Source organism: Bacillus sp. z33, assembly GCF_058313615.1.
On the sequence record NZ_JBZFQN010000001.1, the window covers coordinates 203,650 to 228,159 of the forward strand.

The window sequence follows — 24,510 nt, forward strand, 5'->3', positions numbered from 1 at the left end:
AAGTTCTGTCTAAATCAGATGTAAATAAAATAATAGTAATCCCTTCCTTATACCTCTTTTATAATGCCACAGCATGTATAGGACATATCCTTGAATTCCTCTACCGGTACATTTCGTTCTTTAGCCAAGAATAAAATATGTGTTAAATCATTTGAATGATTAGGGTTTATCAGGATTTTCCAAGGAATTCTTCGCAGCAAGACACGTGTTGTTTCTCCAACACCTGGTTTAATAAAATGTGTATTGCTAATATTGTAGATGCTTTGAACCCTTTCAATAGACTCTAACCCAAGCCATGTAGGCATTTTATCTTCTTGACGTAATTGTTCTAAAGATTGGTTCACTTGATCTTCGACTGTTTTAAACTTACTGCTGATGGTATCTACATAAAAATTCGATAAATCTGCATCAGCTAATTCTTTATAAAACTTTGCACCATGAAAATCATCCTTGCTCATGAATTCATAGTTTAATACGGTACGACTGACTAATCCTGATACTGTAGAGTTCAAACAAGCTGAAGGGATTAAAAAGTCGTCTCTTGTTCCATATATATCAACACAATGCCCTGGATCGGCCAACACAGCCAATGAAGAATCAATATAATTCGAATGAGAAGAATTGTATTTTACACATGCTTCAGCCAGTTCAAACGTTATAGCCCCTTTTCCTGTCCAACCGTCTATTACCTGGATGTTTGCTTGAGGATGCTTCTCAAAAATATAATCAATAGCTGTCTCATCAATTCCTCTACCACGAATGATTGAGATAGAATAGTGAGGAACATTGATTTGATATTTATGAGAGTAATAACGTTTAATCAATACTCCAATAGGAGTTCCAGCTCGCGCCAGGCTTACTAAAACTAAGTTTTCTATTCCTTTGCGTTCAATAATTTGTTCAGCCACAGTTCCAATAGCTACAGCAAGTCGCTCGGAATATTTTTTTAATGTATCGTGAAATAGATTTATATATTCTTTTGGAGGATGATATTCCACAGGCAGCATTTCCGAATAATGTATGCCGGATTGAATCAAATTTTCTCTTTCCTCCGTTTTCGTCTCTAATACGGAATGACTAATATCTCTTAATAAGAATATGGCATCATCCTTACTGTAACTTCCCATTTGATCCGGGATTAGTTTTGGTTTAAGCATAGAATCCCTCCTGGTTGTATTGTGGAGCAAAATATCAATAAATTAGTATTGAAATGTTTGATAATATTTAAGAAAATTAAACATCCATTTCCGTCATCGTGATGATTGTAATAAAATCGATATGGGTTTGTTTTAATGCGGATATCATGGAATCCAACGTATGATTATCTAAGGTTCTTTCTACAAAAATAAATATTTCGTCATATTGATTAATTTCAATATTATATAAGTAATTTTCAACCCCTTTATTTTCAGGACTGTCGAAAGTAAATTTATTCCGTATTAGGTAATCATCCTTTTCGAAAGAGTATATTGGACTTCGTGTACTAGATTGAAAATAAACGCCACAACCCATAGACGCAGCAATCCTCATCGGTATATACATAAACTCACCCGTACCAATAACCAAAGTTTTCTCACCCTGGCGATTTTGTTTCAAAAAATCACCTATATTTTCGAAAATAGGAGAAAAACTCTTTTCTTCATTTATATCCAAACCAAACCTCCCTGTAGCCTGTAAATAGGGGGACGTATTTTCAGACCCATCAGCATCGATAGAAGTAAATCTATTAAAGTGATGGTCTTTAAAATAATGATGGATAGGTATATATGAAACGTGTTGCTCCGATACGTGATTGGGAGCAGCAAGTTTATCTTCCAGCTTTAAATCAAGTTGACCATTTATTGATATCGTTCCATCCATTAATGACACTCGATGTATGGTAATTCCTAATTCTTCTTCCAATTGATGATATCTTGCACGATGTTCAGCTGTTCGCCAATCCAAAATAGAGATCAATGTAAATACCTTTTTAGAAGGATAAACAGAATTGATTTTTCGGATAATATTGATTGCTGTTTTACCCGTTGTAATTTCATCATCCACTAATACAATTTCTTGGTCATTATTAAAAAAGTCAGGATCGTTTGCATAGACGCGATGGCTGCTGGCATGAGAATGCTCTTCTTCAAAATTAATGATTGAAGGAATTTCTGCTATTTTTTCTCTGGTTGTGTGTATGTATGTTGCATTCTTTCCAAATGAACTAAAGACTGCATGTCCCAATGCTGTAGCTGTCTCTGCAAAACCAATAATAGTGAGTGGTTTTGGAATTACGATTGGATCCTCTTTCATTAAAAGCAAGGCTTCCTCAATGTTTTCGCCAGTTTTTATGGATTGGGCGACTTTTGTTGTACGCATATCTTTTTTACCGTAGACGACTTCTAAATATCGCAGGGATAATAAATGACCAACTAATAGAGGGATTTTAGGGTTAACAGCCAAATGTTTGCCTAAAATCGTACTTACGAATAAAAAATTTCGCTTTTTATTGATGCGAGCGGCCATTTTAAATAAATGCTGTGTTTCGAAATCATATGGATTATGAAAGACTTCGATTCCAACAGTCAAACCATCCAGTATTTGCTGTGTAACTTCTCTTACATTTGCTCTTGTTGTTATCATTTCATTTCACCTCTAGGATATGTTCATCATGAGATTGGCTTAAGAGTAAACTAGTAAAATCTTGATCAGCATTATATACGCCGAATATCTTGGCACGGAGTAGGATCTTATTCGCCCAATAATAATGGGGTTTCATTTCATTCATTTTATTTTCATACATGCTTTTTAATACCCCTGCATCCCCTTCGCGGTTCGCTATGATGCTGATCGCATCTAAATATTCTTCATGTGTAATGGTATATAAAGAATGCACTGCTTTAATATGAGTAGGGTGGATAATGGTTTTCCCGTTAATTCCATTCAATTTATCCAAAAGGACTTCGTTAATTAAACCATCTAAATATTCGTTGATTAATTCAGTACGTTTTACTAGCCCGGAGCTTCCATATCTCCGCTGAAAAGGTGATACACGCAGTGTTGGTTTTAAAATACGATTATCTTTTGAGAAAAACTCCCAAACTGGCCCGGAAACAACATATTCATCACCTTGCCTGGTAAAAAGATTAATAATATCCGTGATACAATCTCTTATCACTGACACATCATAAATGGTGGTATCGACTTTTCGCCTTATACCAAATAAACCAGAAAAATCAGTAGCCCCTATCCGGATGTTTAATATATATTTCTTATAAGAATCCAGTAATTTTTTTATTTTTAATAGAGCATCCATCCTGGTTTCTTTATAAATAATTTCAGCTGACTCCAATATAGGCATACCATATAGTAAGCTATTGTTTTTATTGATTTCTTCCAGGATGGCTAAAAATTCTTTCCCATTGTCATAATTGAATTTTGGGAAGACAAACCCTGTCAGGATGTATAAGTAATCCTTAGTAAGCTCAGTTATTCTTCTCATTTGGATTGGATCTCGTACTCTTATAAAAATAAGCGGAAGTTCATCCATACTTATTTTATTTTCATCAAGATGCTCAGATAGTGTACATAAATGTTCCAATAGTTTGTTTTCAGCATCCACAACAATACAATCAGCCACTGAGTCTTCCAAATCAATCACTAATGAAGTAAGCTCTTCATACTTCTTATTAATAATATCCTCTGCAATATTTTCTTTTATAGCAGGCATATAAAGAGTGGCACCAAGGGCGTAAGCAAGTACCTCTTTATCTGTGTATTTCGTAAAAGGCTCAGGTTCCATATAAAAAATTTCTTTCATCTTTACTGATGATTCATAGCTGAAGTGCTGCATCTTTATTCTCCTTTCCTATAAAAAATAAAGACTACTGTTAACGAACACAGTAGCCGTTTTTAATTCTCAGCCAGATCCAATTATTTCTCTTTAGATGCAGCTATTTCAGTGTTTTTATCCACATTTTTATTTTTATTGATATAGTGAATGATAAACGTTGCAACAAAAGCGATGATTAAGATCGCGAAAAATGCATAATGCGATAAATGGAAACCTAATACACTTGCAAACATTTTGGCTGAAATAATTCCAATTAGGATAAATGCAGTATTTTCAAGCTCAGGTACACGTTCAATTAATGTTAAGAATACACCGGCAACCGTACGCATCATTAATATTCCTAGCATACCGCCAACCAAAAGTACCCACACTTTATCAGATATAGCAAAAGCAGCTAAAATAGAATCGACTGAGAACGCAATATCCATCAATTCTACAGACACAACTGTACTCCAGAATATACCGAGTGTACGTGTAAGCCAGGAATTCTTATTAAATTGCTTCGCGCCTTCTTCATCTCCGCCTTTTGACCGGAAATGTTGGATAACAATCCAAGCTAAGTAGGCAGCGCCTAAAACTTTTATAAACCAGAATTTCACGAGGTATACGCCTATTCCGATAAAGATGAAACGGAAAAAGTAGGCACCGAACATCCCATACATGAGTGCTTTTTTTCGCTGTTTTTCTGGCAGATGTTTTACTAAAACAGCAAGAACAAGGGCGTTATCAGCTGACAGTAAACCTTCAATTACAACTAAGGACCCAATTAATCCCCATGCTACAGGGTCTGTTAAAACTTCCGCCCACATGTCCAAGTCAAAGAATAAAGCATACGTACTTAAAATTTGTTCTATAATTTCCAAATTGTTAAACCTCCGTTGTATATATCAAAAATAATGGGGGAAAGAAATAATCCCCCCTAATCCCTGTTTTTTAAACACTTAAGCCATAGGCTTTAACCAATGAATGTAACCCACCTTGATAACCGGAACCAACCGCATTGAATTTCCAATCAAGATTATGTCTATAAATTTCACAAAAGACAACGGCTGTTTCGATACTGAAATCTTCTCCAAGGTCATAACGTAGAACCTCAGCGCCTGTATCTTCATTTACAAGACGGACAAAAGCATTAGTAACTTGTCCAAAATTTTGACGGCGAATTTCAGCATCATGAATTGTAACGGTAATAGCTATTTTATTTACATCAGCAGGAATTTTAGAAAGATCGATTTTGATTTGCTCATCATCGCCTTCACCTTCTCCTGTTCTGTTATCTCCAGTATGGGTAACAGATCCATCACTGCTTTGAAGATTATTATAAAAAATGAAGTCTAAATCGCTCCGACATTTGTTGGAAGCATTCAAGATGAATGCGGAGGCATCCAAGTCAAAATCCTGACCGCCATCGAAACTTTTTACATCCCAACCAAGACCAACTATAATTTTTTGCAATGTTGGATCGTTTTTTGTTAGATCAATACGTTGACCTTTACTCAGTTGAATGGCCATGAGAAAAATCACACCTCTCAAATTCATATAGTACTTCACAAAAATGATAGTTCAGCAGTCTAATTATCCTATTTGTAATCCATAATCATTGCAGAGAGCAGCTAATCCACCTTGATAACCGGAACCAATGGCACTAAACTTCCATTCTCCTTGATGGCGGTATAACTCACCTACAACAACAGCCGTTTCAATACTGAAGTCTTCTCCTAAATCATATCTGATTAGTTCTTGATTCGTTTCTTCGTTAACAATTCGAATGAATGCATTTGAAACCATACCAAAGTTTTGACTTCTGGTATCAGCATCATGAATGGTTACAGCAAATGCAACTTTTTGGATACTTTCAGGAATACTTTGGATAGAGATTTTAACCTGTTCATCATCCCCATCACCTTCTCCAGTTAAGTTATCGCCAGAGTGTGTGACGGACCCATTAGCACCTGTCGTATTGTTATAGAAAACAAAATCTTCACCACCTGATACTTTACCGCTTTCATTCAAAAGAAAGACAGATGCATCCAGGTCAAAATCATGTCCACCATCATATTTATTTACGTCCCATCCTAAACCTACTATTACTTTGGTTAAACCAGGATTAGTTTTTGTAAGATCCACTTTTTGTCCTTTTGATAATGAAATTGCCATTTTGATTCCCTCCAATGTTTTAATTAAGATTTATTATTGAAATTTGCTGCAAATCTCCGATAGATTGCTATCTTTTGTTCCATCTCCAATAGCAGCAAATTTCCATTCTCCATTATGACGATAAATCTCACCGGTAATTAATGTGGTTAATCCACCATAATTTTCCGATAGATTAAAGCGAACTAACTCTTCACCTGTATCATTGTTTAATACACGTATATAAGCGTTTTCAATCATCCCGAAGTCTTGTTTCCTTTTTACACAGTCATAGATGTTAACGACAAAAACTAATTTATTGTACGAATTTGGCACGGATTTCAAGTTGATTTTAATGGATTCGTCATCACCATCGCCATCGCCAGTCAAGTTGTCTCCCGAATGAATAACAGAATTACACGCACTTTTTTTATTTCCAAAATAAATAAGATCTTTATTACTTTCTAATTTATCGGCGGTTAACATAATAACTGACGCATCACAATCTACATCAGCACTTTTGCTAAAGAAGCCGCCTTTTTTCTTAACTGGATCCCAACCTAAACCGACCATAATAGTAGTTAAATTTGCATTACCTTTTGTCAGGTCAATTCGTTGGCCTTTCTGCAAGCTGATAGCCATTCATTACCGCTCCTTCATTTCCATTTTAGATGAATAATTGTTTCATCGTACTTGATTGATCGGTTTTTTAAGATAGTGAGTCGAATTTACCCAAAAACACTATATATTTACTATAATACCTAAAATTGCCTTACATTTCCATTGTTTTCATACATTTTATTACAAATAATATATTTCCTCTATGATAATTAGACAAATTGCTAATAGGTAAATAGGATGATGAACATACGGCATGATAATGTGATACAAGTATTTCTATGACCGATTCTTTGTTATTTGTTTTTTATAAATAGAGAAATAGATTTTGAGAGAAATAAGATATAAATAAGTAATTCCTTAAATTAAAGCATCAATCACTAAATTACCTATAACCACAATCTATTTAAAGTTATGTTCTAAGCGCTAGATTCTTTTTTATTCTTTTCGGTAGGATCAAAATGAAAGGTATTTATTCGAGTAACTAACTGGCGGTACATTTCTTTTTAGAAAGGGAGATGAATATTATGAAGAAATATGAGTGCATAGCAAGAGATTGTAGTTTAAGATTAGATTCAATGAGTAATCGGCAGTCGTTGATTTAGTGTAAACGTATTAGAAACTAATTTATCCATAAAAATAAGTGAGATTATCACCTGGATAACCTCACTATCCTAACATCCTACATTGATTTGATATGATTAGCTTGATTTTCTGTTTTCTCGTTAAATTTTTTCACAACGAAATAAACAGCAATTAATCCAACCATTTCCCCTATTGAAGCAGCGATGGCTCCCGCTCGTCCATTTAATGATGGAAACAGGACAACTAATGTCACTAACATAATAACGACTGTGATCAGATTATAGATTTGTGGCTTTAACATAGCTCCTGTTTTCTTGTTAAGCATCAAAATGCCGCCTAAGTAATCAACCCACGGAAAAACAAAGGTTTTTACGATAAAGAATTGCAGGACGTATAATGTTTCTTTCGCCAACGTACCGGTTGTGCCAAAGACGGTATCCATAAACCAAGGACCTGCAGGTGTATAACATAATAGGAGCAGCAATGTTGAAGGAACAATACTAAAGATCACTATACATTGAAAGACTGCTTTTTTATTCGTTTCATAAAACTGCAGGACGACCTGATGGGTGTACATGAAAAAGCTAATCATTAGGTTCGTCACACTAAAGGCGAGCGCAAAAGATGCTATCCCTAAGTTTACATTTTCGATATAGCTTAAACATGCATAAATTATGGGCGTAACAAGCGTTTGAAATGATAAGTAAAAGACTAAAGGCGTATAGAACTTCCCAATTGCTTTTTGTGTCAATGGCTGCAGCTCTTCCTCTGCTTCTTCTGTCTTCATTATTCGATGCCCTCTCCAAACACTGATCACACATTCAATTAACATACCGGTTAAAAAGATGATAGCCCCGGCGATGCTCGATAGCATGTCTGCATAATGAATAAAGTACAGAGCAATCACAATCATACCGACCAGGCGTATGATAACACCATAGGTGACCCACTTCGTTTCAAGATGATTAATCATAATTCCCTGATATAACGTACGAATTCCTGATAATAAAATTACCACAGCCAATACCTTAAAGGTGTTTAGTAAAGTTGGTAAATTTTTTATATCAGCATTAAACAAATGAGTAAACATCCAATCTCCGAGCGGTGAAAATCCAATTAGCATACAAACCAGCATTAAAGCAACCATTATTTTAACGAAAAAGGAACATAAGGACTTAAATGCAGTTTTCCCTTTTGCCAACGCTGAGCTTGTTTGCCTGAATACTAAGGCCGGTCTCTCCATAATACTAAATAGAGAAAAGGCGATTGCATAATGGGATATGATGATTTCCGCTGATTCTGCACGGCTTAGCGTTCCATTGATAATTACGTGAGAAACAGAAGTTAAACTTGCCGAAAGAGCCAACGGGATAAAAAACAATAAAATATTCCCTAAAGTATATTCCGATGCTGACTTTTGTTGTTTCATGTCGTAACCTCACTTCTTTTTGTTCAACCGAGAAATCGCAACACTTTCAATCATAAAAACAATGTGTTTATTATCACAAGATATGCTTTCAAATTCCATTAAATATTACCAAATCATACCACTCGCAAATATTAGATTACTCCTGATATCAGATATCGTCTAACATAACGCTCTATATATGGTTAAAGAGTTTATACAACGAATAATGGAGAATCCATGTTTATTTATTGGTTAAAAGGAGCCATATTTATGCCCTTTCCCTGGTTTAAGAAGAAAAAAACAGCACTGTCAGAAACGTTAACTGAAATTAAAAGGATGCTCGATCATAAAAAAAAGGTGACCGATAAACTAACATATGAAGATGAAATGATTGTAAGCTTAATACGCGAAAAAACACGCTTATTTAGTCTGAACAATAGTACAAGAACCAAAGCCTACCTGGCGTATTATCAAAATCATCCTGAAATACATTGGTCATTTCTGGCCCATATGGTTTCTAGAAATGCCGGATGGAATATGACGGATTTAAAAGGGACGTGTCTATCCAGACTGCTATCAAAGAAGGAAGTGAAAAGTTTCTTTCTGTTTCTGGAGCGGGGAAATTGGTTGATTTTCCATGATGCCTATCCACAATTACTTCTATATGAAGAGTCATTAAAACGCGGAAGCAATCTTGCCTATTTATTACCTCGACTATCTGTTTCCACGTACATGGAAACGATCTGGTCCTATTTTTGGAAGAATAGGGATTCATCTCTTTTGACTATTGCCCTCATCATCAACGAGCAGAATCATTTAGAACAAACACTGATGAAGCAACCTACTATCCACAAAGAAGTACTGGGAAAATCAGAATTTGTACTTCAGGATGTCCTATCCATGAATCAAATTCTATTTCCATACTTTGAAACTAAAACGGAAATTACTTTTGCCGGAAAAACGATTCATCAGTTTGAACAAGTTAATAGTCGGATTTCCATCGGTAAGGATTTGTACTCTATTTTATTTAATAACAGCCATTTGAAGAAGGTCGAGCACTGGGCGTACATGACGCCTCACACAGGTTCCAGGAAGGATTATTGGCCCCAACTTTTCAATAACGTGGATGAAGAAGTACCGGGGAAACTGTATAAAGTTCGCTTAAAGGAATGTAACTTGATGCCAGGGTCTCCTCATTTCTATAGTCCTTCCCTTTTAAATGTATGGAAAAATGTTTCTCACCAAGTCCCTCAACCTACAGAATGGTATAAGGATTCAACCATCGTTGATGATATGCTGCCTAGTAAAAATCATTTTATAAGCAATGTAGAAGAAGATTATTGCGACACACTGGAGAAATTAGAAATCGCTTGCATGGCAAACAATATCTTGCCTCTTTTTTGAAAGGATTTATTCGTAAGATGATGGCTTAAAAAAATGAGACAGCTTTTGGCTGTCTCCGTTAGTGAAGTAACGCACCCTGATCGTTTAAGTACATTTTTTCATATATAGAGGATCTTATTCACATCGATCACAGGAATGCTGCCCCCGTCAGTGCCATAACAAAAAAGGCTCCTCATTAGCAGCCTTATTCTATAGTTCTAGCACCCGTTTGTTTAATTTCTCAATATCTTTCTTTATTCTCTATAAATCACTTGTCTTCTAAACTTGGATTCAAAGACGAGTTGTGTGCATCACTGTATTTTGATATAAGCTTTTTTGAACCAGCTAAGGTTTTTATAATCAAAAAGGCCCTCTTGCTAAGTCACAAGAAGGCTATATTTTAAGCGTATTGAATACCCGCTGGTTTAATATTTTCAATCCTATCTGAACTACAAGGTGTAACTGCATATGTCATATTACATTTCGGACAGTTCATAATAACAGTTTCCAAAACAAATGTCTCTCCACATTCACAGTTAATAGTATGAGCTACTTTAGGTGGATGATTCTCTTTTCCCTTACTTTTCACATGATCAACTACAGCTTTACCATCTTTTAATGTTGAACAACCACAACTCATTAAAAAAGCCTCCATCCGTTTTTTCTAAAGATATAACTTTATTATAACATTTAAGAATATACTTTGTGATAGATTGAACATAATTTATCACAAAGAATTGAATTATTACGTCACATTTGAACTTCTACTTCAATAAATTTAACAAATTGTCCACTTTCCTTTTGACAATATTGCCGCGTTGGCTGCATAACAAAAAAGAGCTGATCATACAGCCCTTAATATCGAAGTAAAGCCCCCATTAGTCAAATAAGTTTAATTTTTTTATTCCTCATCATTTAAAAACAACTCTTCTAAGTACCTTTCTTTTCTATTTAAAAAACCTTTTGTTATTTGATAATGTTCTGTGTCTTCATATCTGATACTTTCAATTCCATTGGAATCAAAACTAAAGATGTTTGCATTTGGATATCCTAGAAGAATAGGCGAATGTGTGGCGATAATAAATTGAGCGTTTCCACTACTGACCAACTGATGAATAATTCTCAAAAATGCTAATTGGCGAGCTGGCGATAATGCTGCTTCGGGTTCATCTAATATATAAATGCCCTTACCAGAAAAACGATTTAAAAATAACGATAAAAAGGATTCTCCGTGAGACTGGTGGTGTAATGATCTACCCCCATATGCTTGATAAATAGTCGGGTCTTCCTCGGCAAGTAAATCTAGATGAGATGCAAAATGATAAAAACTTTCAGCCCTTAAAAAGAAACCTTGATTGATTTTAGGCAACCAAGACAAACGAATGTATTTTCCCAAAGCAGCGTGGGATGAATCTACATCGTATATATTGTTTATTCCTCCACCTGCGGTATTAAACCCACACTTGTATGCAATTGCCTCGAGCAAAGTAGATTTTCCAGAACCATTTTCTCCAACAAAAAATGTTACTTCACGATTCAAGTCTAATGCATTCATTCCTCTTATAGCAGGAACAGTGAATGGATACGTATTTAAATCAGGAACTTCTTCTCGTAAAAAAGTAACTCTACGTAAAAACAACATTGGGAACACTCCACGTTTTTATTTTTATTATAAATGGGTATTGTGAGCTCTTGGATAATTCTTATTGGATCAACCTGTCTCGTTTAATCTATAGTGACTGTAGAAAATGCTTAAAGTCCCTGAATTTAATCTAATCTAGTGTTTTTCATATCTTCTTCCATTCAAATAACTTACCATTCTCTTTTGTTGAATATAGATTTTAATAAAATCTATATTCGACGAACAGAGCCTTTTGAAAATATGAAGATAAAACATCTAATTTCGTAAGGTTTATTTTAAAAACATCCGAATAAATAAAAATATACCACTGTGAACATCTTGCTTCACAGTGGTATATCATAATTTACTTAATTTGATGGATTTTTTTCTAGTTGAGGTCCAGGATCTACAGAAACTTTTTGCAATGGGACTGCCAAAGACATCCCTTCTTCTTCTAAAAGTTGCATAATACCTAAATTGATTTGATGTTTAATTTGGACATGTTCTTCCCAGGCAGTTGTGTTTGTAAAGAAATAGACTAATATTTTTATATAATGATCCTTAAATTGATCAAAGGCCACGACAATTGTATCTTGGTGAACTCCTTGGTGTAAACGGAGCATATATTTAATATCTTCAATTAGATGTTCGAGTTGATCTGTATCACCTTGGTAGGCAACATCCAGATGAAAATCAATTTTCCGTTTCCCCATTCGGCTCCAGTTCGTAATCGCATCGTCGGCCAGCGCCGCATTCGGAACAGTTACCAATGCCTGGCTAAATGTACGAACCTTAGTGCTTCTAAAGTTAATGTCCTCGACTGTTCCTTCAACTTTTGAAGTCAGAATCCAGTCTCCAATTGAAAATGGTTTCTCTGTGACAATCACAATACCGCCAATTAAGTTACCAACAGCATCCTTTGCGGCTAATGCAAAAGCTAATCCACCTAGTCCAAGACCTGCTACCAGTCCATTCACATCATAATCGAATTCTTGTCCAATGATACTGATGCTGATCGCTACAATAATAACCCTCATAGCCCTCGATATAAACGGAATCAAAATCAAATCAATTCTTCGATTCATTTTTTCATTGATATTTAATAAGATCCCTTGTGTGGGTGATGACAAATTAAATAATCCCCAACTAAACATAAAGATGATCATCGAACGTAATACCTTTAAGAAAAACGGATTATTTTGATCAATAAAAGGAAAGTACTTCACAGCAATGTATAAACCAATAATAATAAAGAGCCAACTGATTGGTTTTTCAAAACTTTTAAAAACCTGTACAAATAGACCATTTGGTTTTTTATCTCTCATTTTCAATAGCAACTGAAAGATATATTTTGTAAATATATTCCGGAAGAGGATAAAGAGCAAAATGATCCCCAATCCGATTCCAGTATTCACTAAACTCTCGTGGTCCCCTGTATATAAAGTGACCATTAACTTGTAATCTAACAAACCATCAAATCCCCTCTGTCTTGATTTTAAAACTACTACCAAGTCAGAATTATTATCCAAATTAGGCAACATCAAGTAAGTAATACGAATTATTCTAACCTGATTCTCCATAAATTGAAAATGATGTGTCCTCAAAATATTGATTTAATTTGTTTAGATAGCACAATTCATTAGTTTTAGAAAAAACTTAATAATTATCTGGAATATGATAGGATATTCTTTCATTTAATGTTAAAATGTTCAATAATTCTAAATATACAGATAAATTACCTAAATTGGAGATGATCGGCATGTCTGAGATGCGCAGTAATATGATTAAAAAAGGAGTAGATCGTGCCCCACACCGGAGTTTGCTTAGAGCAGCAGGAGTCAGTGAAGAGGATTTCGGTAAACCATTTATCGCGGTTTGTAATTCCTATATTGATATCGTTCCAGGCCATGTTCATCTTCAGGAATTTGGAAAGATTGTAAAGGAGGCCATCAAGGAAGCTGGTGGAGTGCCTTTTGAATTTAATACGATCGGGGTAGATGATGGGATTGCCATGGGACATATCGGTATGCGTTACTCTCTGCCAAGTCGCGAAATTATTGCAGATTCAATTGAAACCGTCGTTTCAGCCCATTGGTTTGATGGAATGGTTTGTATCCCAAACTGTGACAAAATTACCCCTGGTATGATGATGGCTGCCTTACGTGTCAATATCCCAACTATTTTTGTCAGTGGCGGGCCCATGAAAGCTGGCAGGGATAAAGATGGCAACCCTCTCTCACTTACCTCTGTTTTTGAAGGTGTTGGTGCCTACCAATCAGGGCAAATTGATGAAGAACGGCTTCAGGAAATTGAACAGGTTGCCTGTCCCACTTGCGGTTCATGTTCTGGAATGTTTACGGCTAACTCGATGAATTGCCTGGCTGAAGGGTTGGGATTAGCTTTACCTGGGAACGGGACAATCCTGGCTGTTGCAGAAGAAAGAAAAGATTTTGTCAGACAATCAGCAAAACAATTGATGCAGCTTATCAAAATTGACCTTAAACCGCGTGATATCGTAACCATTGAGACAATTGATAATGCATTTGCACTTGATATGGCTATGGGTGGTTCAACCAATACGGTATTGCATACGCTGGCATTGGCCCATGAAGCGGGTTTCGAGTATCCAATGGAACGGATCAACGAGATTGCGAGCCGTGTTCCCCATTTAGCAAAAATCGCACCTGCCTCTGATTATCATATTGAAGATGTACATAATGCAGGTGGTGTCAGTGCCATTATTAATGAATTGCTGAAAAAACCAGATGCATTAAATGGAGATTGCATAACCGTCTCCGGCCAAACATTGCGAGAAAACGTAGTAGGTTGTGAAATTTTAGATTATGATGTGATTCGTCCTTTAAGCAATCCACACTCTGAGCGTGGAGGGCTCGCCGTACTGTTTGGTAATCTTGCGCCTCATGGTTCCATTATTAAAGTTGGAGCGGTCGATCCGGAAGTTGGCGGCTATCACAGAGGCCCTGCTATCTGTTTCGATTCCCAGGAGGATGCGTTATCAGGTATCATTACGGGCAAGGTAAAAGAAGGTGATGTGGTAGTTATTCGGTATGAAGGTCCAAAAGGAGGTCCGGGTATGCCAGAAATGCTCGCTCCAACTTCGCAAATTGTCGGAAGAGGACTGGGCGCAAAAGTTGGCTTAATTACAGACGGACGTTTTTCTGGAGCTTCAAGGGGAATCAGCATAGGCCACATTTCACCTGAAGCAGCTGAGGGCGGTCCTATCGCCTTTGTTGAAAACGGCGATATTATTGAACTCGATATGAATAAACGTACCATTCAACTGGAAATCTCAGACGAAGAATTTGAACGCCGCAGAGCAAATTGGAAAGGTTTCGAGTCTAAAGTTAAAACAGGCTATCTCGCACGATATTCTAAGCTGGTGACTTCCGCAAGTACAGGTGGAGTAATGAAAATCTAATCATTAAAAAGGGGATGCAATGAACCTTGCATCCCTTTAATATGTATAGTAATCATAAAGTTGTTTAATTCCGCTCTAATAAAAATGAGCCTTACAGTTTTATTTATCTTTCTCTATATATTCTTTAATTTTTCGTTCTTCCCAATCTTCTCCAAATCTCCCCAATGAAAGAGTGGTCAAACCATGTATAGCAACACCTATTCCCCAACCTCCAAGTGGATAGAAAAACCATAAATAATTTGGGTCAGAGAGTATATTTATTAAAAAAAGCATTAGATTAACTAGTATGTAAACCGCTAGATGAATGTAAAACGACTTTAAATTCTCCACCCTTTTTTTAGCTCGTAAATACCTCTCATCTCGCTCCATCTTTAGTCACTTCTTTCCTCATATATTTTTCTATATTTAATTTAAATTTTACCATATATACCCAACAACAAGCGTAGAGTTTTAAATTTATTTACCTTATCTTATACTACTTTCTTGCTCTGATTTTTATATAACAAAGTTAATCAATAACAAGGTATACTGAGACATCTGTCCCATATTGAAGTAACTAAATTTGGCTGCTGCATTAGGCGAATGCTAACAATACAAGAAAAGGAGCTACCGTAGCAACCCCCTTTTACCGTTTTGGAATTTGGGTATAAGGCCCTTTATTTTTACTAATCAGAACGATCATTTTTGTTCCCGGGTTGTTTTACTTTTTAGCATCACTAACAAACAAGGGAAGCAAATCAAATCATTTAATCGATCGGTAGAATCTGTAAGTTTTCATAAGAGATTGTTTAACAAATTAAAGTCTCCTTAAAAAGTATAAAAAACAAGCGTATGTGCAAATTAAACACATACGCTTGAGTTTATATTTTATCATTTGTGACATTGCTATCAATGAGTTGTAATTGATATTGCTGAATTATATCAGTCAACATTTTACTATATATTTTTTCACCTTTTTCATTCTCTGCTGTGCTGTAGCCGGCATCTTCCAACGCTTGTGCCTGTTCCATATAGGTGTTGGCCTCAAAAAGACCATGCTTTTCATAACGTTTATTTTCTTTAAGGAATGCACCGTGATCATCAATCGACTCATCAATCGAATTATAGGCTCTGAAGTCACTTTTTGTTTTTTGATTATGGAATTCCTTCGTGTCCATGCTTGCAACAGCACCATCCCAGTTATGGCCTTTAATGCCAAACAGATTATTATACTTTTGAGATAGCCCTGATTTGCCCCATTCAGATTCTAAAATCGCCTGCGCTATTGTGATCGATGGCAAAATACCATATTCCTTATAATTATCAACAGCGGCATTTTCTAATTCAGCAATAAATTCATACTGACTGCTTTTATTACCTTTTTTAAATGAATTCAAGTAACTTAAATAGGATTTCACTTTTGATTTCTGTTCATCTGTATAATTTAGAGTATTCATAACTTCTTCAATATCTTTAAGTTTGTACTGATTTCCATCTTTTTGGATAAACAGATTCGTTGTTTGTTCGATATTATAGGGTGCTACAGTATCTATATTATATTCAATGGCTGCAATAGCTGCGACATTTTGCCAGTTAGCCTGGACTTTACCTTTGCTCGCATCATCAACTATTGTTTGAATTTCCTGCATACGGTCATTCGTGATGAAGGTTTTTTGCTCGGTTGGGAACATTTTCCAAAGAACAACTATCATAATCGCAATCATTGCGAAGAATAATAATTTTAAAGGTTTCATTTGATTTTCTCCTTTGTACAATTCGACATTTTAGCGGAAGAAAGTCAGGTATTTGCAATATAGATAACTACTATACCCTCTACCTAGTATGTTATCAAATATTATTGTATCAAATTATGAATAACTTTAAATGAAAATTACTTCAATAACAGGAAAAGTCTGGAATCACTCTTTGTACTTGATTACATCAAAAAAAGAACTGTAAGCAACAGTTCTTCTCATTTCAACTTTATATCTTTTGGTAAGACTTAACTCTTATTATGATGACCACAAATAATTTCCAAATGATGCTTCCTACAAAAGAGATCAGCCTATATTCAGTTAATCTCCCGGCGAATTACAGCTTATTTAATTAATGCTTTCTGAGTTTTAAAGAATTCAGTAAAGGCAGCATTGATTTCCTTTGTCACTCTAAATTTGGATTTGCATCCAGTACAGCTATAACGAAACCCACCCTTTTTAACATCAAGAAAGCCAATAAACATAAAGATCGGGATTAAAAACCAACCAGGCATCGGAATACAGCATGCAATCAAAATAGCCAAAAACATCATATCAGAGACCGTAATTAGTTTTTTCACTTGATTCCCACTGCATTTCTCACATTTTATGATTTGTTGATCATTCATAATAATTCCTCCCTCTCATGACGATGAAAACGCTTTAATAATAAAGTGAATAAGAACAAAACCCGATTCAATAAAACCTATTCAAAAAGTTCACAATTTAGACACATATTATAGTATTCGTCACATATTTATGATGTCCTTTGTTTTATCAATTATTTATAAAAATGGTCATTTTTTATTAGGCATTGACTAAGTTAAATAAACCTAAAAGACTAGTTAACGTGGTTTTTTTAAGCGTATTCACTATTATGTTCGTCAGAAAATGTCTCAAATAATTCAAAATCAAGTTTTTATTATTTAGTACTTAGGGGATTTGGGGAATGCATAAAAAAGAGAGAGCGTCCAAAACGCCCTCTCCTACTCTATATTTGTTTGTTTTTTATTATCCACAAACATAATAAGCAAGCAATTTTTGAATATCTTCAATACTATTTCCTTTTTTGAATGTCTTCATGATAGGCATATCTGCTCCAGATAACCAAATTTTAAGTTCAGCGTCCATGTCAAATGTTCCTGCTGTTTCCGTACTGAAATGTGTAATACTTTTGTATGGGATAGAATGGTACTCGACTTTTTTTCCAGTCATGCCTTGTTTATCTACAAGAATTAGTCGGTTCCCCGTAAATACAATTAAATCCCTGATTAACTTGTATGCCTGTTGAACTTCTTCGCCTGGAAACAATACTTCTTTTAATGATTTAGAAACCTCATCCTTGCTTACAGTTGAAGAATTACCCATTAAACCATCTAAAATCCCCATATATATATCCTCCTCATTAATCCTATATCTTAAATTATAGCGTATTACTTGGTTCTTATATATTGGGAATAACTGGAGTTTTACTGCTATTCATAATAAGTTTACTTCCTGTAAATCTAAAATAAAAGAGGCTATATTATTTTCAACTTTTTTAATCAGATTCCTCATCCGAATTCCCATATCGCCGATTGATTTAATCATAATCCAAAGGTGTGGGAAAACACCTATGATACATCTATCCCATACCTATGCCCGGGTAAAGGTGCGTTAATGGTGCTGGAAAGGTGCGGCATAACACCTATGATACATCTATCCCACACCTACGCCCGGGTAAAGGTGCATCAATGTTGTTGGAAAGGTGTAGCGAAACACCTATGGTACACCTATCCCACACCTATGCACGGGTAAAGGTGCGTCAATGGTGTTGGAAAGGTGCAGCGAAACACCTATGGTACACCTATCCCACACCTATGCACGGGTAAAGGTGCGTCAATGGTGTTGGAAAGGTGCAGGGAAGCACCTATGATACACCTATCCCACACCTATGCCCAGGTAAAGGTGCGTCAAAGGTGTTGGAAAGGTGTGGTGAAACACCTATGATACACCTATCCCACACCTTTCCTCACACCCCAATACTCAATACTTTATGACTCTCCTTGTTTTTTCATTTTTAGAAAAATTAAGCTCTGTTATAATAAAATAAATACCTTTTGTTTGTTTAGGTTTTCGATCAACAAAAAAGGAGGCTTTTGTCGTGCCAACTTGTCAAAAATGTGGTGTAAAGTGGTCATATACCAAATCAATCAAGAAATTATTTTCATCCCGTAGACAGATGAAATGCAGTCATTGTGGAGAAATTCAGTATCAAAGTCCATCTTCCAGAAAAGCAACCTCTGTATTTGTTTTATTTCCACTCATAACGATTCCTTTTACTGTCCTATTTGATTTATCATTACCTTCTATTCTATTTTTGGAATTATTTTTGATGCTTGTAGTCCTGCTCTTAATGCCTCTATTCCTGAGATTAACTGATAAAGAAGAGCCGCTATGGTAAAAAAGGAGACTGCTTAGTGTAAACCAAGCAGTCTCCTTTTTCTTTATTAACAGGATAAATGAAGAACTTTGTTTTGGATTACTATGCAAAAAGTTCTTTTATTTATCTTTAAAAAATGAAATACTCTCTTCTATTGTAAAACTTCTTCTTCCTGATAGATCCGATACGCTGGCACTACGGTGTCTGTCACAATTTCTTTGCCGTTTTCACGTACAAAATCCAGTTTGTAATAGGAGTCAAAGCGCTGGCTGATCTCTGTTTTAACCAGTTCAGGCGGTGTAACGACGATTAACTGGAATTTTAGCTTTTCAGCAACCGCAAAAATCGGATCGAGAACATGCGCTGACGCTGCTTGGCCAAACGGATTATCACAGACGAGTGATACCCAACTGTTGTCCGCTTCACTCTTAACGGATAGGAGCATCATCATCATAACCATCCGGGCAGATAATTTTTGACCGCCGCTGCCATCTGACTTTGTTTTAGACCCTTGGTTTATCGTTCTCCATGTTGAGTAATGTTCTTTCTGAGGTCTGCCGTACATGAAGGCATTATCAGTCCGCATATTATAGACCAGCAGCTCAGGGAAACGATTGCGTAGAGATACAAACAGGATTTGTTCATCGCTGATTAATTGTTTAATCTCAACATCAAGAGCTTTATTATGGTCATCGATTGTTTCAAATTGCTTCGTAATCTTATCTATAGCCGCAACGAAATGCTGTTTTAAGAGTGGTTCCACTTCTTCCGCATTCTTAGGTAAGATATCTTCCTTCAATTGCACAAGCGGGAACGCTCCGCGCTCATTTTTAATCTTCATTTTGGCAATCATGGATCGGATCGCATCGGACATACTCATGATTTTCATGCTGGCACGGCTTGCCCAGAAATCCTGCGCCTTTTCAGCACGTTCTTTATCACGATCCAATTGCTCCAATCCGCTCCTCGAGAAGCGTTTCATATTGGCAATAATCGTTTCGATATGTGCATAATGGCGGGTATCCATATGATCCAAAGAAGACAAGACTTCATTTTTAAACCGCAGCTCCCAATCTTTATCTTCAATCGTAAGCTTCAGCTTACGGAGTGATTGTTCAAGCTTGGCATGCTTAACTTGTTTTTCTTCAAGGAAGTTTTGGTGCGCCTCACACCAGGCTAAAATACATGATTTACCCTGATTTTTAATTTTGGCCACTATCTCTTCCGTAAATGGCAGAGGATTTTCTTTTAAAATAACGGATAATGTTAATTGGTCTCCCTCATATCCATTGATACGGTCGTTCGTCTCTTTCAGTTTCTTTTCTGCCTGACTCAGTTCTTTTTTGGTCAATTTAGTCCGGTCTTTAATTTCAACCTCTTTAACTTCCAGATCCTGTTCTTCCCACTTTTCTGGCTCCTGTTCATACTTGCTAAGCTTTTTCTCCGCTTTTTTAGTTTGTTCCTGCGCCATCTTTAAGGATGTTTCAGCAACGGTGACTTCTTTATCCTGCTTACGCTCTTCTTTATCCGCTTCTTTAGCATCTTTGTTAGCGGTCTGCTGCAAACCTTCAAGAATGCTGATTGGTTCATCCGGTACAGATTTTTCTCTCCAATCTTCATGAAGCTTTGTTAGCTTTTTCTCCAATTTAGATTTCTGCGAAGTTTCCGCGTCTTTCTGTGCTTTTAACGTAAGCAATTCCTGTGCTTGTTCTTCCTTTGAGCGCTGCAATTGATTTAATTCAATCAAATGTCCTTTAATCTTATCCAACATATGCAGAGATAAACTTGGAACTTCCTCATTACTTTCGATTTTTCCAACAGAGGGGAAAGTAGCTGAGCTTACATATTGGCCGATTTGCTTAATGCTTTGCTCCATAGACATTTTCCATTCCAAATAGGTTTGGTTCCACTGAGCGCTCCTGTCATTAAGCTCTTCTAATTCCTTGCTGATTTCTTCTTGTTGTGCGATAAGATTAGCTTTATGAGTTTCCTTTGCTTCATTCAATTGTTTATTCTGTTCGAACTTTGCTTTTTCCTGTTCAAATCCTTCTACGACTTCTATCTGTTTTTCACATTCATCGATTCTATTCTGCTTTCTATTAATTTGTTCACGTAATTGTACATGCAGCTCTTTTTCTTTATCGAGGATTTGAATGGTTCGTTTTAATTCGGCATCGGCTTGGGATATTTCCTTTTCTTCCTGCTCGATGTATTTGGCAATATCGATACAAAGCTCAGTATCTGTCATTCTGTTTAACTCATTATATAAACGGCGAAGAGATCGTTCTGATTTTCCGAGTTCATCTAAGATATCTTTTTTCTCTTCAATTTGTTTGGAAATGGATACTTTCCATTTCAAATAGGAGTCCCGGTTTGTAATTAACTCATGTTCTTCACCGTGTAAAACAACAAATGAAGACACAGCCTGATCCTTCATTTCTTCTCTCAAATAAATAGGAACCGGGCTTTTAAATAGCCTTCCCTGTAAAAGATGATGATTAATTTTCTCCCATTGCGGCTTGCTAACGACCAACCCAAATGGCAGAAGCGGATATGCATCCAAGTGATGAAGACGTTCATCCTCATCCAGGGATTGCAGGTACTGTGTTCCATAGAAGACATCAATGCCTGTTTTTTCATCAATCCACTCTTTAAACTCTTTCACGTCCTGATTGGCAATCCAGAAATTCTCGTCGTTTAAATAATGGTCAAGCTGACTTTCCCATAGTTCTTTTTTGACCCGTTCACTTTCTTCCTGGTTTTGGTTCAGATGACTTTCAATACCTGCTGCATATTTAGATAAAAGAGCATGCGATAAAGGTGAAGACACATCATCTAAAATAAGTTTCAGTCGTTCCAGAATAGACGCTTCTTTTAGTTCTTGCTTTTGAAAAGCTTCATTCCATTGATCACGTTTGATGGTCATATGTTTCAATGATTCACGTAACGTTCCTAAAGATCCGGATAGTTCATTTTGTAATTCCTGCGTTTGTTTATCCTTATCCTGAAGCTGTTTCAAATCATCCTGGAGTTGGATTAAATTTTGTTTAAAATGAGCAATTAACCCAGGTAAATCATACGTAATCCGGTCTCCAAATTGAGTGGCCATTTCATTTGCTTTTTTATCAAATGTTTGCAGCTCATCCTGTAAGGCATGTATTTCTGTACTTAATTTAGCAATTTCAATGGTCTTTTGTTTATCATGCCCACTTACTTCCTTGCTTCTTTTATTAAGATATTTTTTGTAAGCATGGTACTGATTATTAGCCTCAGTAATATCGAGATTAACTTTCTCCCACTCAGCTGTCATCTCTGCCTTGATCTCATCCATCCGCTGATTAACCTGTTCTAATCCGCTGTTTTGTTCAAGTTTATTCATTTGTTCAATTAAATTAAGGATGGTATTTTCGTATTCACTCCATTCCTTCAATAAGAGGGAGAAAGTGAATTCATCTTTAATCGCTTGTTTTTCCGCAACAATTGTTTTCAGCTGTTCATGCTTCTCTTTATCTTTCTCGAGTTGCTTTTCCCAATGACGAACGTCCTGATGTGCTTTGGCATACTCCAAATTATCTTTTTCAAAACGTAAGACAGATAATTGCTCCGATAATTGTTCAATCTCTGCTTCAAGTGTACTAAAGCCTTCTTTTTCTTGTTTAATCACATGCTCCAAAGCACCGAGAAGCTGCTGGCCTTCTTCTGTACTTGCCTGTACAATCTCTTCATGCTCCACACCAATCCTGACACGTTCTTCAAAAGGAACGATATCTTCTAAAAATTCCTTATGGGCTTGTTCTCTTTTAAGCAGAACTGGGAGATCTTTAGCGATGCTAGCCTGGCTTTTAAAAATCTCCATCAGGTCATTTTTTTGAGATTCCGCTTTATTTAACACTTGAGTGATGGTCGGGATAATTCTTTTTTGGAAGAGAGAATGATCATCCTCTGCGCCTTCAAAAAATTTACCTACCCCGCCTTCATCCCTATTAATCTCTTTCATAATGTCCCAATCTTTTCGATTGATGCCATATGTATCAAGAATGCGATAATGTTTCTTTATGTCGCGGTATACATCGAATCCATTCCATTTGAAATAATCCTTCAATTCGTCTGAATCTGCTACTTTTCCATTTTCATAGAGAGGAATATGTTCCAAAGCAACGTCCTCTTTACGATCAAACTCTCTTGCATAAAAAGTGATATTCGGGACAATTTTAGCCTCGCGTTCATTTGTTTCATTCTCAAGGCCGCTTTCCTCATCCAGCAATTTCTTTTGCTCAGCAGAGAACATACCACCCGTTACTAAATGACGCCCATCAGAACCATCCAGTTCCCATTCAATCAAGATGTGGAAGGTATACGGTGCAAACTGTTCCTTTTTATTAAAGAAAAATTGTTGGTAGAAACGATTGTTTTGTTTTCCCCATGCCGTTCCCGGCTTGAGCACCTGGAAGATGGATTGGAGGAAAACACCTTTTCCACCGCCATTCATCATAGCGATTAATCCATTTGTAGATGTTTGTTGATTATGAAAATCAAAGGTTGTATCCTTATATTGCTTTTGCATCCCGTCATATTTCAGTCCGACGATTCTAATGCGATGGATTTTCGGCATTCTCCTTCTCCTCCGTCTTCATAAGTTCCTTCATTTGTTCATATCGGTCATAATCATGATAAAGGAATTCGATCCGTTCAAATAATTCCATTTTCGGGACGGCTTTTGGTATATCGTCTCTGTCTAAAATCACGACTAATCCTTCTGTTTCCAGCAGTCTCATAGCTCCGGTAATCAGCCCAATACGCGTCCGTCTGTTCCCTTTCCTTGTACCGTAATCATCAGCTTCCACAACCATATTGATCCAAGTTGTTACGATATCCGGCATATCAATGGCTTGTTCTTCTCCAAATGACGGATTTTCTTTTAACATTCGATTCCAGTTTGTAATCAGTTCATTCACTTGGCGTTCTAAAGCGTAATACGTAATGCCTTCACGCTTCGTCCGAATTCTAGCTGCCTGGTTCTTATCCACCATCGCCAGAAAAGCCATAAGAACAATACTCATTAAATTGAAATACTTCTTATTTTCTATTTGCTTATGCTTATCTTTCATATGGGTAAAGTTAGTAGCGAAAACAGATCCTGCTGGCTGCACAACTAAATGGATTCGCTTTGGTGATTCGATAATATATGTTCCGGATTCATCTGCCAGTAACAAAACCGTCTGTCTGACTTCCGGTTCATAGTAGGTTTGGAAATGCTCGCTCGTTTCATCAATAACTTTGTCTTTTAGTAATGTAAAATAAACATGCGATGCTTTTTTTACGATTTCATTATTCAT

Annotated in this window: 20 protein-coding genes; 3 read left to right on the plus strand and 17 right to left on the minus strand. The window is 36.2% G+C overall.

The annotated features are described in order from the left end of the window. Nucleotides 1–47: 47 nt before the first annotated feature. The 8 genes from AC4G3L_RS01030 to AC4G3L_RS01065 form a co-directional block, all read right to left on the minus strand. Nucleotides 48–1,157, minus strand: a complete 1,110-nt coding sequence (locus AC4G3L_RS01030; protein ID WP_491075123.1) for a cysteine protease StiP family protein — start codon at nucleotides 1,155–1,157, stop codon at nucleotides 48–50. Nucleotides 1,158–1,233: 76 nt separating this feature from the next. Next, nucleotides 1,234–2,622, minus strand: coding sequence for a phosphoribosyltransferase family protein (locus AC4G3L_RS01035; RefSeq protein ID WP_491075124.1), 1,389 nt, complete (start codon nucleotides 2,620–2,622; stop codon nucleotides 1,234–1,236). Between the two features lies 1 nt (nucleotide 2,623). Continuing rightward, nucleotides 2,624–3,832, minus strand: a complete 1,209-nt coding sequence (locus AC4G3L_RS01040) for an HpcH/HpaI aldolase/citrate lyase family protein (RefSeq protein ID WP_491075125.1) — start codon at nucleotides 3,830–3,832, stop codon at nucleotides 2,624–2,626. 80 nt (nucleotides 3,833–3,912) lie between these two features. Further along, on the minus strand, nucleotides 3,913–4,695 hold the full coding sequence (locus AC4G3L_RS01045; RefSeq protein ID WP_491075126.1) for a TerC family protein: 783 nt from the start codon (nucleotides 4,693–4,695) through the stop codon (nucleotides 3,913–3,915). Nucleotides 4,696–4,765: 70 nt separating this feature from the next. Further along, nucleotides 4,766–5,344, minus strand: coding sequence for a TerD family protein (locus AC4G3L_RS01050; protein ID WP_491075127.1), 579 nt, complete (start codon nucleotides 5,342–5,344; stop codon nucleotides 4,766–4,768). 63 nt (nucleotides 5,345–5,407) lie between these two features. Continuing rightward, entirely contained in the window at nucleotides 5,408–5,989 is a 582-nt protein-coding gene (locus AC4G3L_RS01055) for a TerD family protein (protein WP_491075128.1), read from the minus strand. Nucleotides 5,990–6,022: 33 nt separating this feature from the next. Then, on the minus strand, nucleotides 6,023–6,607 hold the full coding sequence (locus AC4G3L_RS01060; RefSeq protein WP_491075129.1) for a TerD family protein: 585 nt from the start codon (nucleotides 6,605–6,607) through the stop codon (nucleotides 6,023–6,025). A 658-nt stretch (nucleotides 6,608–7,265) separates the two neighbouring features. Further along, nucleotides 7,266–8,597: a multi antimicrobial extrusion protein MatE gene (locus AC4G3L_RS01065; protein WP_491075130.1), complete on the minus strand. Its 1,332-nt coding sequence runs from the start codon at nucleotides 8,595–8,597 to the stop codon at nucleotides 7,266–7,268. A 249-nt stretch (nucleotides 8,598–8,846) separates the two neighbouring features. Between AC4G3L_RS01065 and AC4G3L_RS01070 the strand changes: the two genes are divergently transcribed. After that, nucleotides 8,847–9,980 (plus strand): DUF2515 family protein, encoded by a 1,134-nt coding sequence (locus AC4G3L_RS01070; RefSeq protein WP_491075131.1) that lies wholly within the window; start codon nucleotides 8,847–8,849, stop codon nucleotides 9,978–9,980. 379 nt (nucleotides 9,981–10,359) lie between these two features. Here AC4G3L_RS01070 and AC4G3L_RS01075 read toward each other — a convergent pair whose 3' ends face one another. The 3 genes from AC4G3L_RS01075 to AC4G3L_RS01085 all read right to left on the minus strand — a co-directional run bounded on the left by AC4G3L_RS01075 (nucleotide 10,360) and on the right by AC4G3L_RS01085 (nucleotide 13,049). Next, complete coding sequence (locus tag AC4G3L_RS01075) at nucleotides 10,360–10,599, minus strand: hypothetical protein (RefSeq protein WP_491075132.1); 240 nt, start codon at nucleotides 10,597–10,599, stop codon at nucleotides 10,360–10,362. A gap of 261 nt (nucleotides 10,600–10,860) precedes the next feature. Beyond that, nucleotides 10,861–11,598, minus strand: a complete 738-nt coding sequence (locus tag AC4G3L_RS01080) for an AAA family ATPase (RefSeq protein ID WP_491076214.1) — start codon at nucleotides 11,596–11,598, stop codon at nucleotides 10,861–10,863. A 350-nt stretch (nucleotides 11,599–11,948) separates the two neighbouring features. Next, nucleotides 11,949–13,049: a mechanosensitive ion channel family protein gene (locus tag AC4G3L_RS01085; protein ID WP_491075133.1), complete on the minus strand. Its 1,101-nt coding sequence runs from the start codon at nucleotides 13,047–13,049 to the stop codon at nucleotides 11,949–11,951. A gap of 290 nt (nucleotides 13,050–13,339) precedes the next feature. Here AC4G3L_RS01085 and ilvD point away from each other — a divergent pair, with 290 nt between their 5' ends. Beyond that, entirely contained in the window at nucleotides 13,340–15,019 is a 1,680-nt protein-coding gene (ilvD, locus tag AC4G3L_RS01090) for a dihydroxy-acid dehydratase (protein WP_491075134.1), read from the plus strand. Nucleotides 15,020–15,118: 99 nt separating this feature from the next. Here ilvD and AC4G3L_RS01095 read toward each other — a convergent pair whose 3' ends face one another. From AC4G3L_RS01095 to AC4G3L_RS01110, 4 genes are all read right to left on the minus strand, one after another. Continuing rightward, nucleotides 15,119–15,388, minus strand: a complete 270-nt coding sequence (locus tag AC4G3L_RS01095; RefSeq protein ID WP_491075135.1) for a 2TM domain-containing protein — start codon at nucleotides 15,386–15,388, stop codon at nucleotides 15,119–15,121. A 491-nt stretch (nucleotides 15,389–15,879) separates the two neighbouring features. Beyond that, nucleotides 15,880–16,752: a glycoside hydrolase family 73 protein gene (locus AC4G3L_RS01100; protein ID WP_491075136.1), complete on the minus strand. Its 873-nt coding sequence runs from the start codon at nucleotides 16,750–16,752 to the stop codon at nucleotides 15,880–15,882. Nucleotides 16,753–17,096: 344 nt separating this feature from the next. Further along, nucleotides 17,097–17,381 carry a hypothetical protein gene (locus AC4G3L_RS01105; protein WP_491075137.1) on the minus strand — a complete coding sequence of 95 codons (285 nt, stop codon included), beginning with the start codon at nucleotides 17,379–17,381 and terminating at the stop codon, nucleotides 17,097–17,099. 382 nt (nucleotides 17,382–17,763) lie between these two features. After that, complete coding sequence (locus AC4G3L_RS01110) at nucleotides 17,764–18,141, minus strand: PH domain-containing protein (protein WP_491075138.1); 378 nt, start codon at nucleotides 18,139–18,141, stop codon at nucleotides 17,764–17,766. 754 nt (nucleotides 18,142–18,895) lie between these two features. Here AC4G3L_RS01110 and AC4G3L_RS01115 point away from each other — a divergent pair. Continuing rightward, on the plus strand, nucleotides 18,896–19,195 hold the full coding sequence (locus tag AC4G3L_RS01115) for a TIGR04104 family putative zinc finger protein (protein WP_491075139.1): 300 nt from the start codon (nucleotides 18,896–18,898) through the stop codon (nucleotides 19,193–19,195). 130 nt (nucleotides 19,196–19,325) lie between these two features. Here AC4G3L_RS01115 and AC4G3L_RS01120 read toward each other — a convergent pair whose 3' ends face one another. Then, nucleotides 19,326–23,786, minus strand: coding sequence for a coiled-coil domain-containing protein (locus tag AC4G3L_RS01120; protein ID WP_491075140.1), 4,461 nt, complete (start codon nucleotides 23,784–23,786; stop codon nucleotides 19,326–19,328). Continuing rightward, nucleotides 23,764–24,510: a DUF6063 family protein gene (locus tag AC4G3L_RS01125; RefSeq protein WP_491075141.1), complete on the minus strand. Its 747-nt coding sequence runs from the start codon at nucleotides 24,508–24,510 to the stop codon at nucleotides 23,764–23,766. Before AC4G3L_RS01125 ends, AC4G3L_RS01120 begins: the two co-directional genes overlap by 23 nt.

Excerpts from the sequence above, each read along its gene's own strand:
- AC4G3L_RS01030 (WP_491075123.1), bottom strand. The coding sequence starts at position 1,157 with ATGCTTAAACCAAAACTAATCCCGGATCAAATGGGAAGTTACAGTAAG.
- AC4G3L_RS01035 (WP_491075124.1), bottom strand. The coding sequence starts at position 2,622 with ATGATAACAACAAGAGCAAATGTAAGAGAAGTTACACAGCAAATACTG.
- AC4G3L_RS01040 (WP_491075125.1), bottom strand. The coding sequence starts at position 3,832 with ATGCAGCACTTCAGCTATGAATCATCAGTAAAGATGAAAGAAATTTTT.
- AC4G3L_RS01050 (WP_491075127.1), bottom strand. The coding sequence starts at position 5,344 with ATGGCCATTCAACTGAGTAAAGGTCAACGTATTGATCTAACAAAAAAC.
- AC4G3L_RS01055 (WP_491075128.1), bottom strand. The coding sequence starts at position 5,989 with ATGGCAATTTCATTATCAAAAGGACAAAAAGTGGATCTTACAAAAACT.
- AC4G3L_RS01060 (WP_491075129.1), bottom strand. The coding sequence starts at position 6,607 with ATGGCTATCAGCTTGCAGAAAGGCCAACGAATTGACCTGACAAAAGGT.
- AC4G3L_RS01065 (WP_491075130.1), bottom strand. The coding sequence starts at position 8,597 with ATGAAACAACAAAAGTCAGCATCGGAATATACTTTAGGGAATATTTTA.
- AC4G3L_RS01070 (WP_491075131.1), top strand. The coding sequence starts at position 8,847 with ATGCCCTTTCCCTGGTTTAAGAAGAAAAAAACAGCACTGTCAGAAACG.
- AC4G3L_RS01075 (WP_491075132.1), bottom strand. The coding sequence starts at position 10,599 with ATGAGTTGTGGTTGTTCAACATTAAAAGATGGTAAAGCTGTAGTTGAT.
- ilvD (WP_491075134.1), top strand. The coding sequence starts at position 13,340 with ATGTCTGAGATGCGCAGTAATATGATTAAAAAAGGAGTAGATCGTGCC.
- AC4G3L_RS01095 (WP_491075135.1), bottom strand. The coding sequence starts at position 15,388 with ATGGAGCGAGATGAGAGGTATTTACGAGCTAAAAAAAGGGTGGAGAAT.
- AC4G3L_RS01100 (WP_491075136.1), bottom strand. The coding sequence starts at position 16,752 with ATGAAACCTTTAAAATTATTATTCTTCGCAATGATTGCGATTATGATA.
- AC4G3L_RS01105 (WP_491075137.1), bottom strand. The coding sequence starts at position 17,381 with ATGAATGATCAACAAATCATAAAATGTGAGAAATGCAGTGGGAATCAA.
- AC4G3L_RS01110 (WP_491075138.1), bottom strand. The coding sequence starts at position 18,141 with ATGGGGATTTTAGATGGTTTAATGGGTAATTCTTCAACTGTAAGCAAG.
- AC4G3L_RS01120 (WP_491075140.1), bottom strand. The coding sequence starts at position 23,786 with ATGCCGAAAATCCATCGCATTAGAATCGTCGGACTGAAATATGACGGG.
- AC4G3L_RS01125 (WP_491075141.1), bottom strand. The coding sequence starts at position 24,510 with ATGAATAATGAAATCGTAAAAAAAGCATCGCATGTTTATTTTACATTA.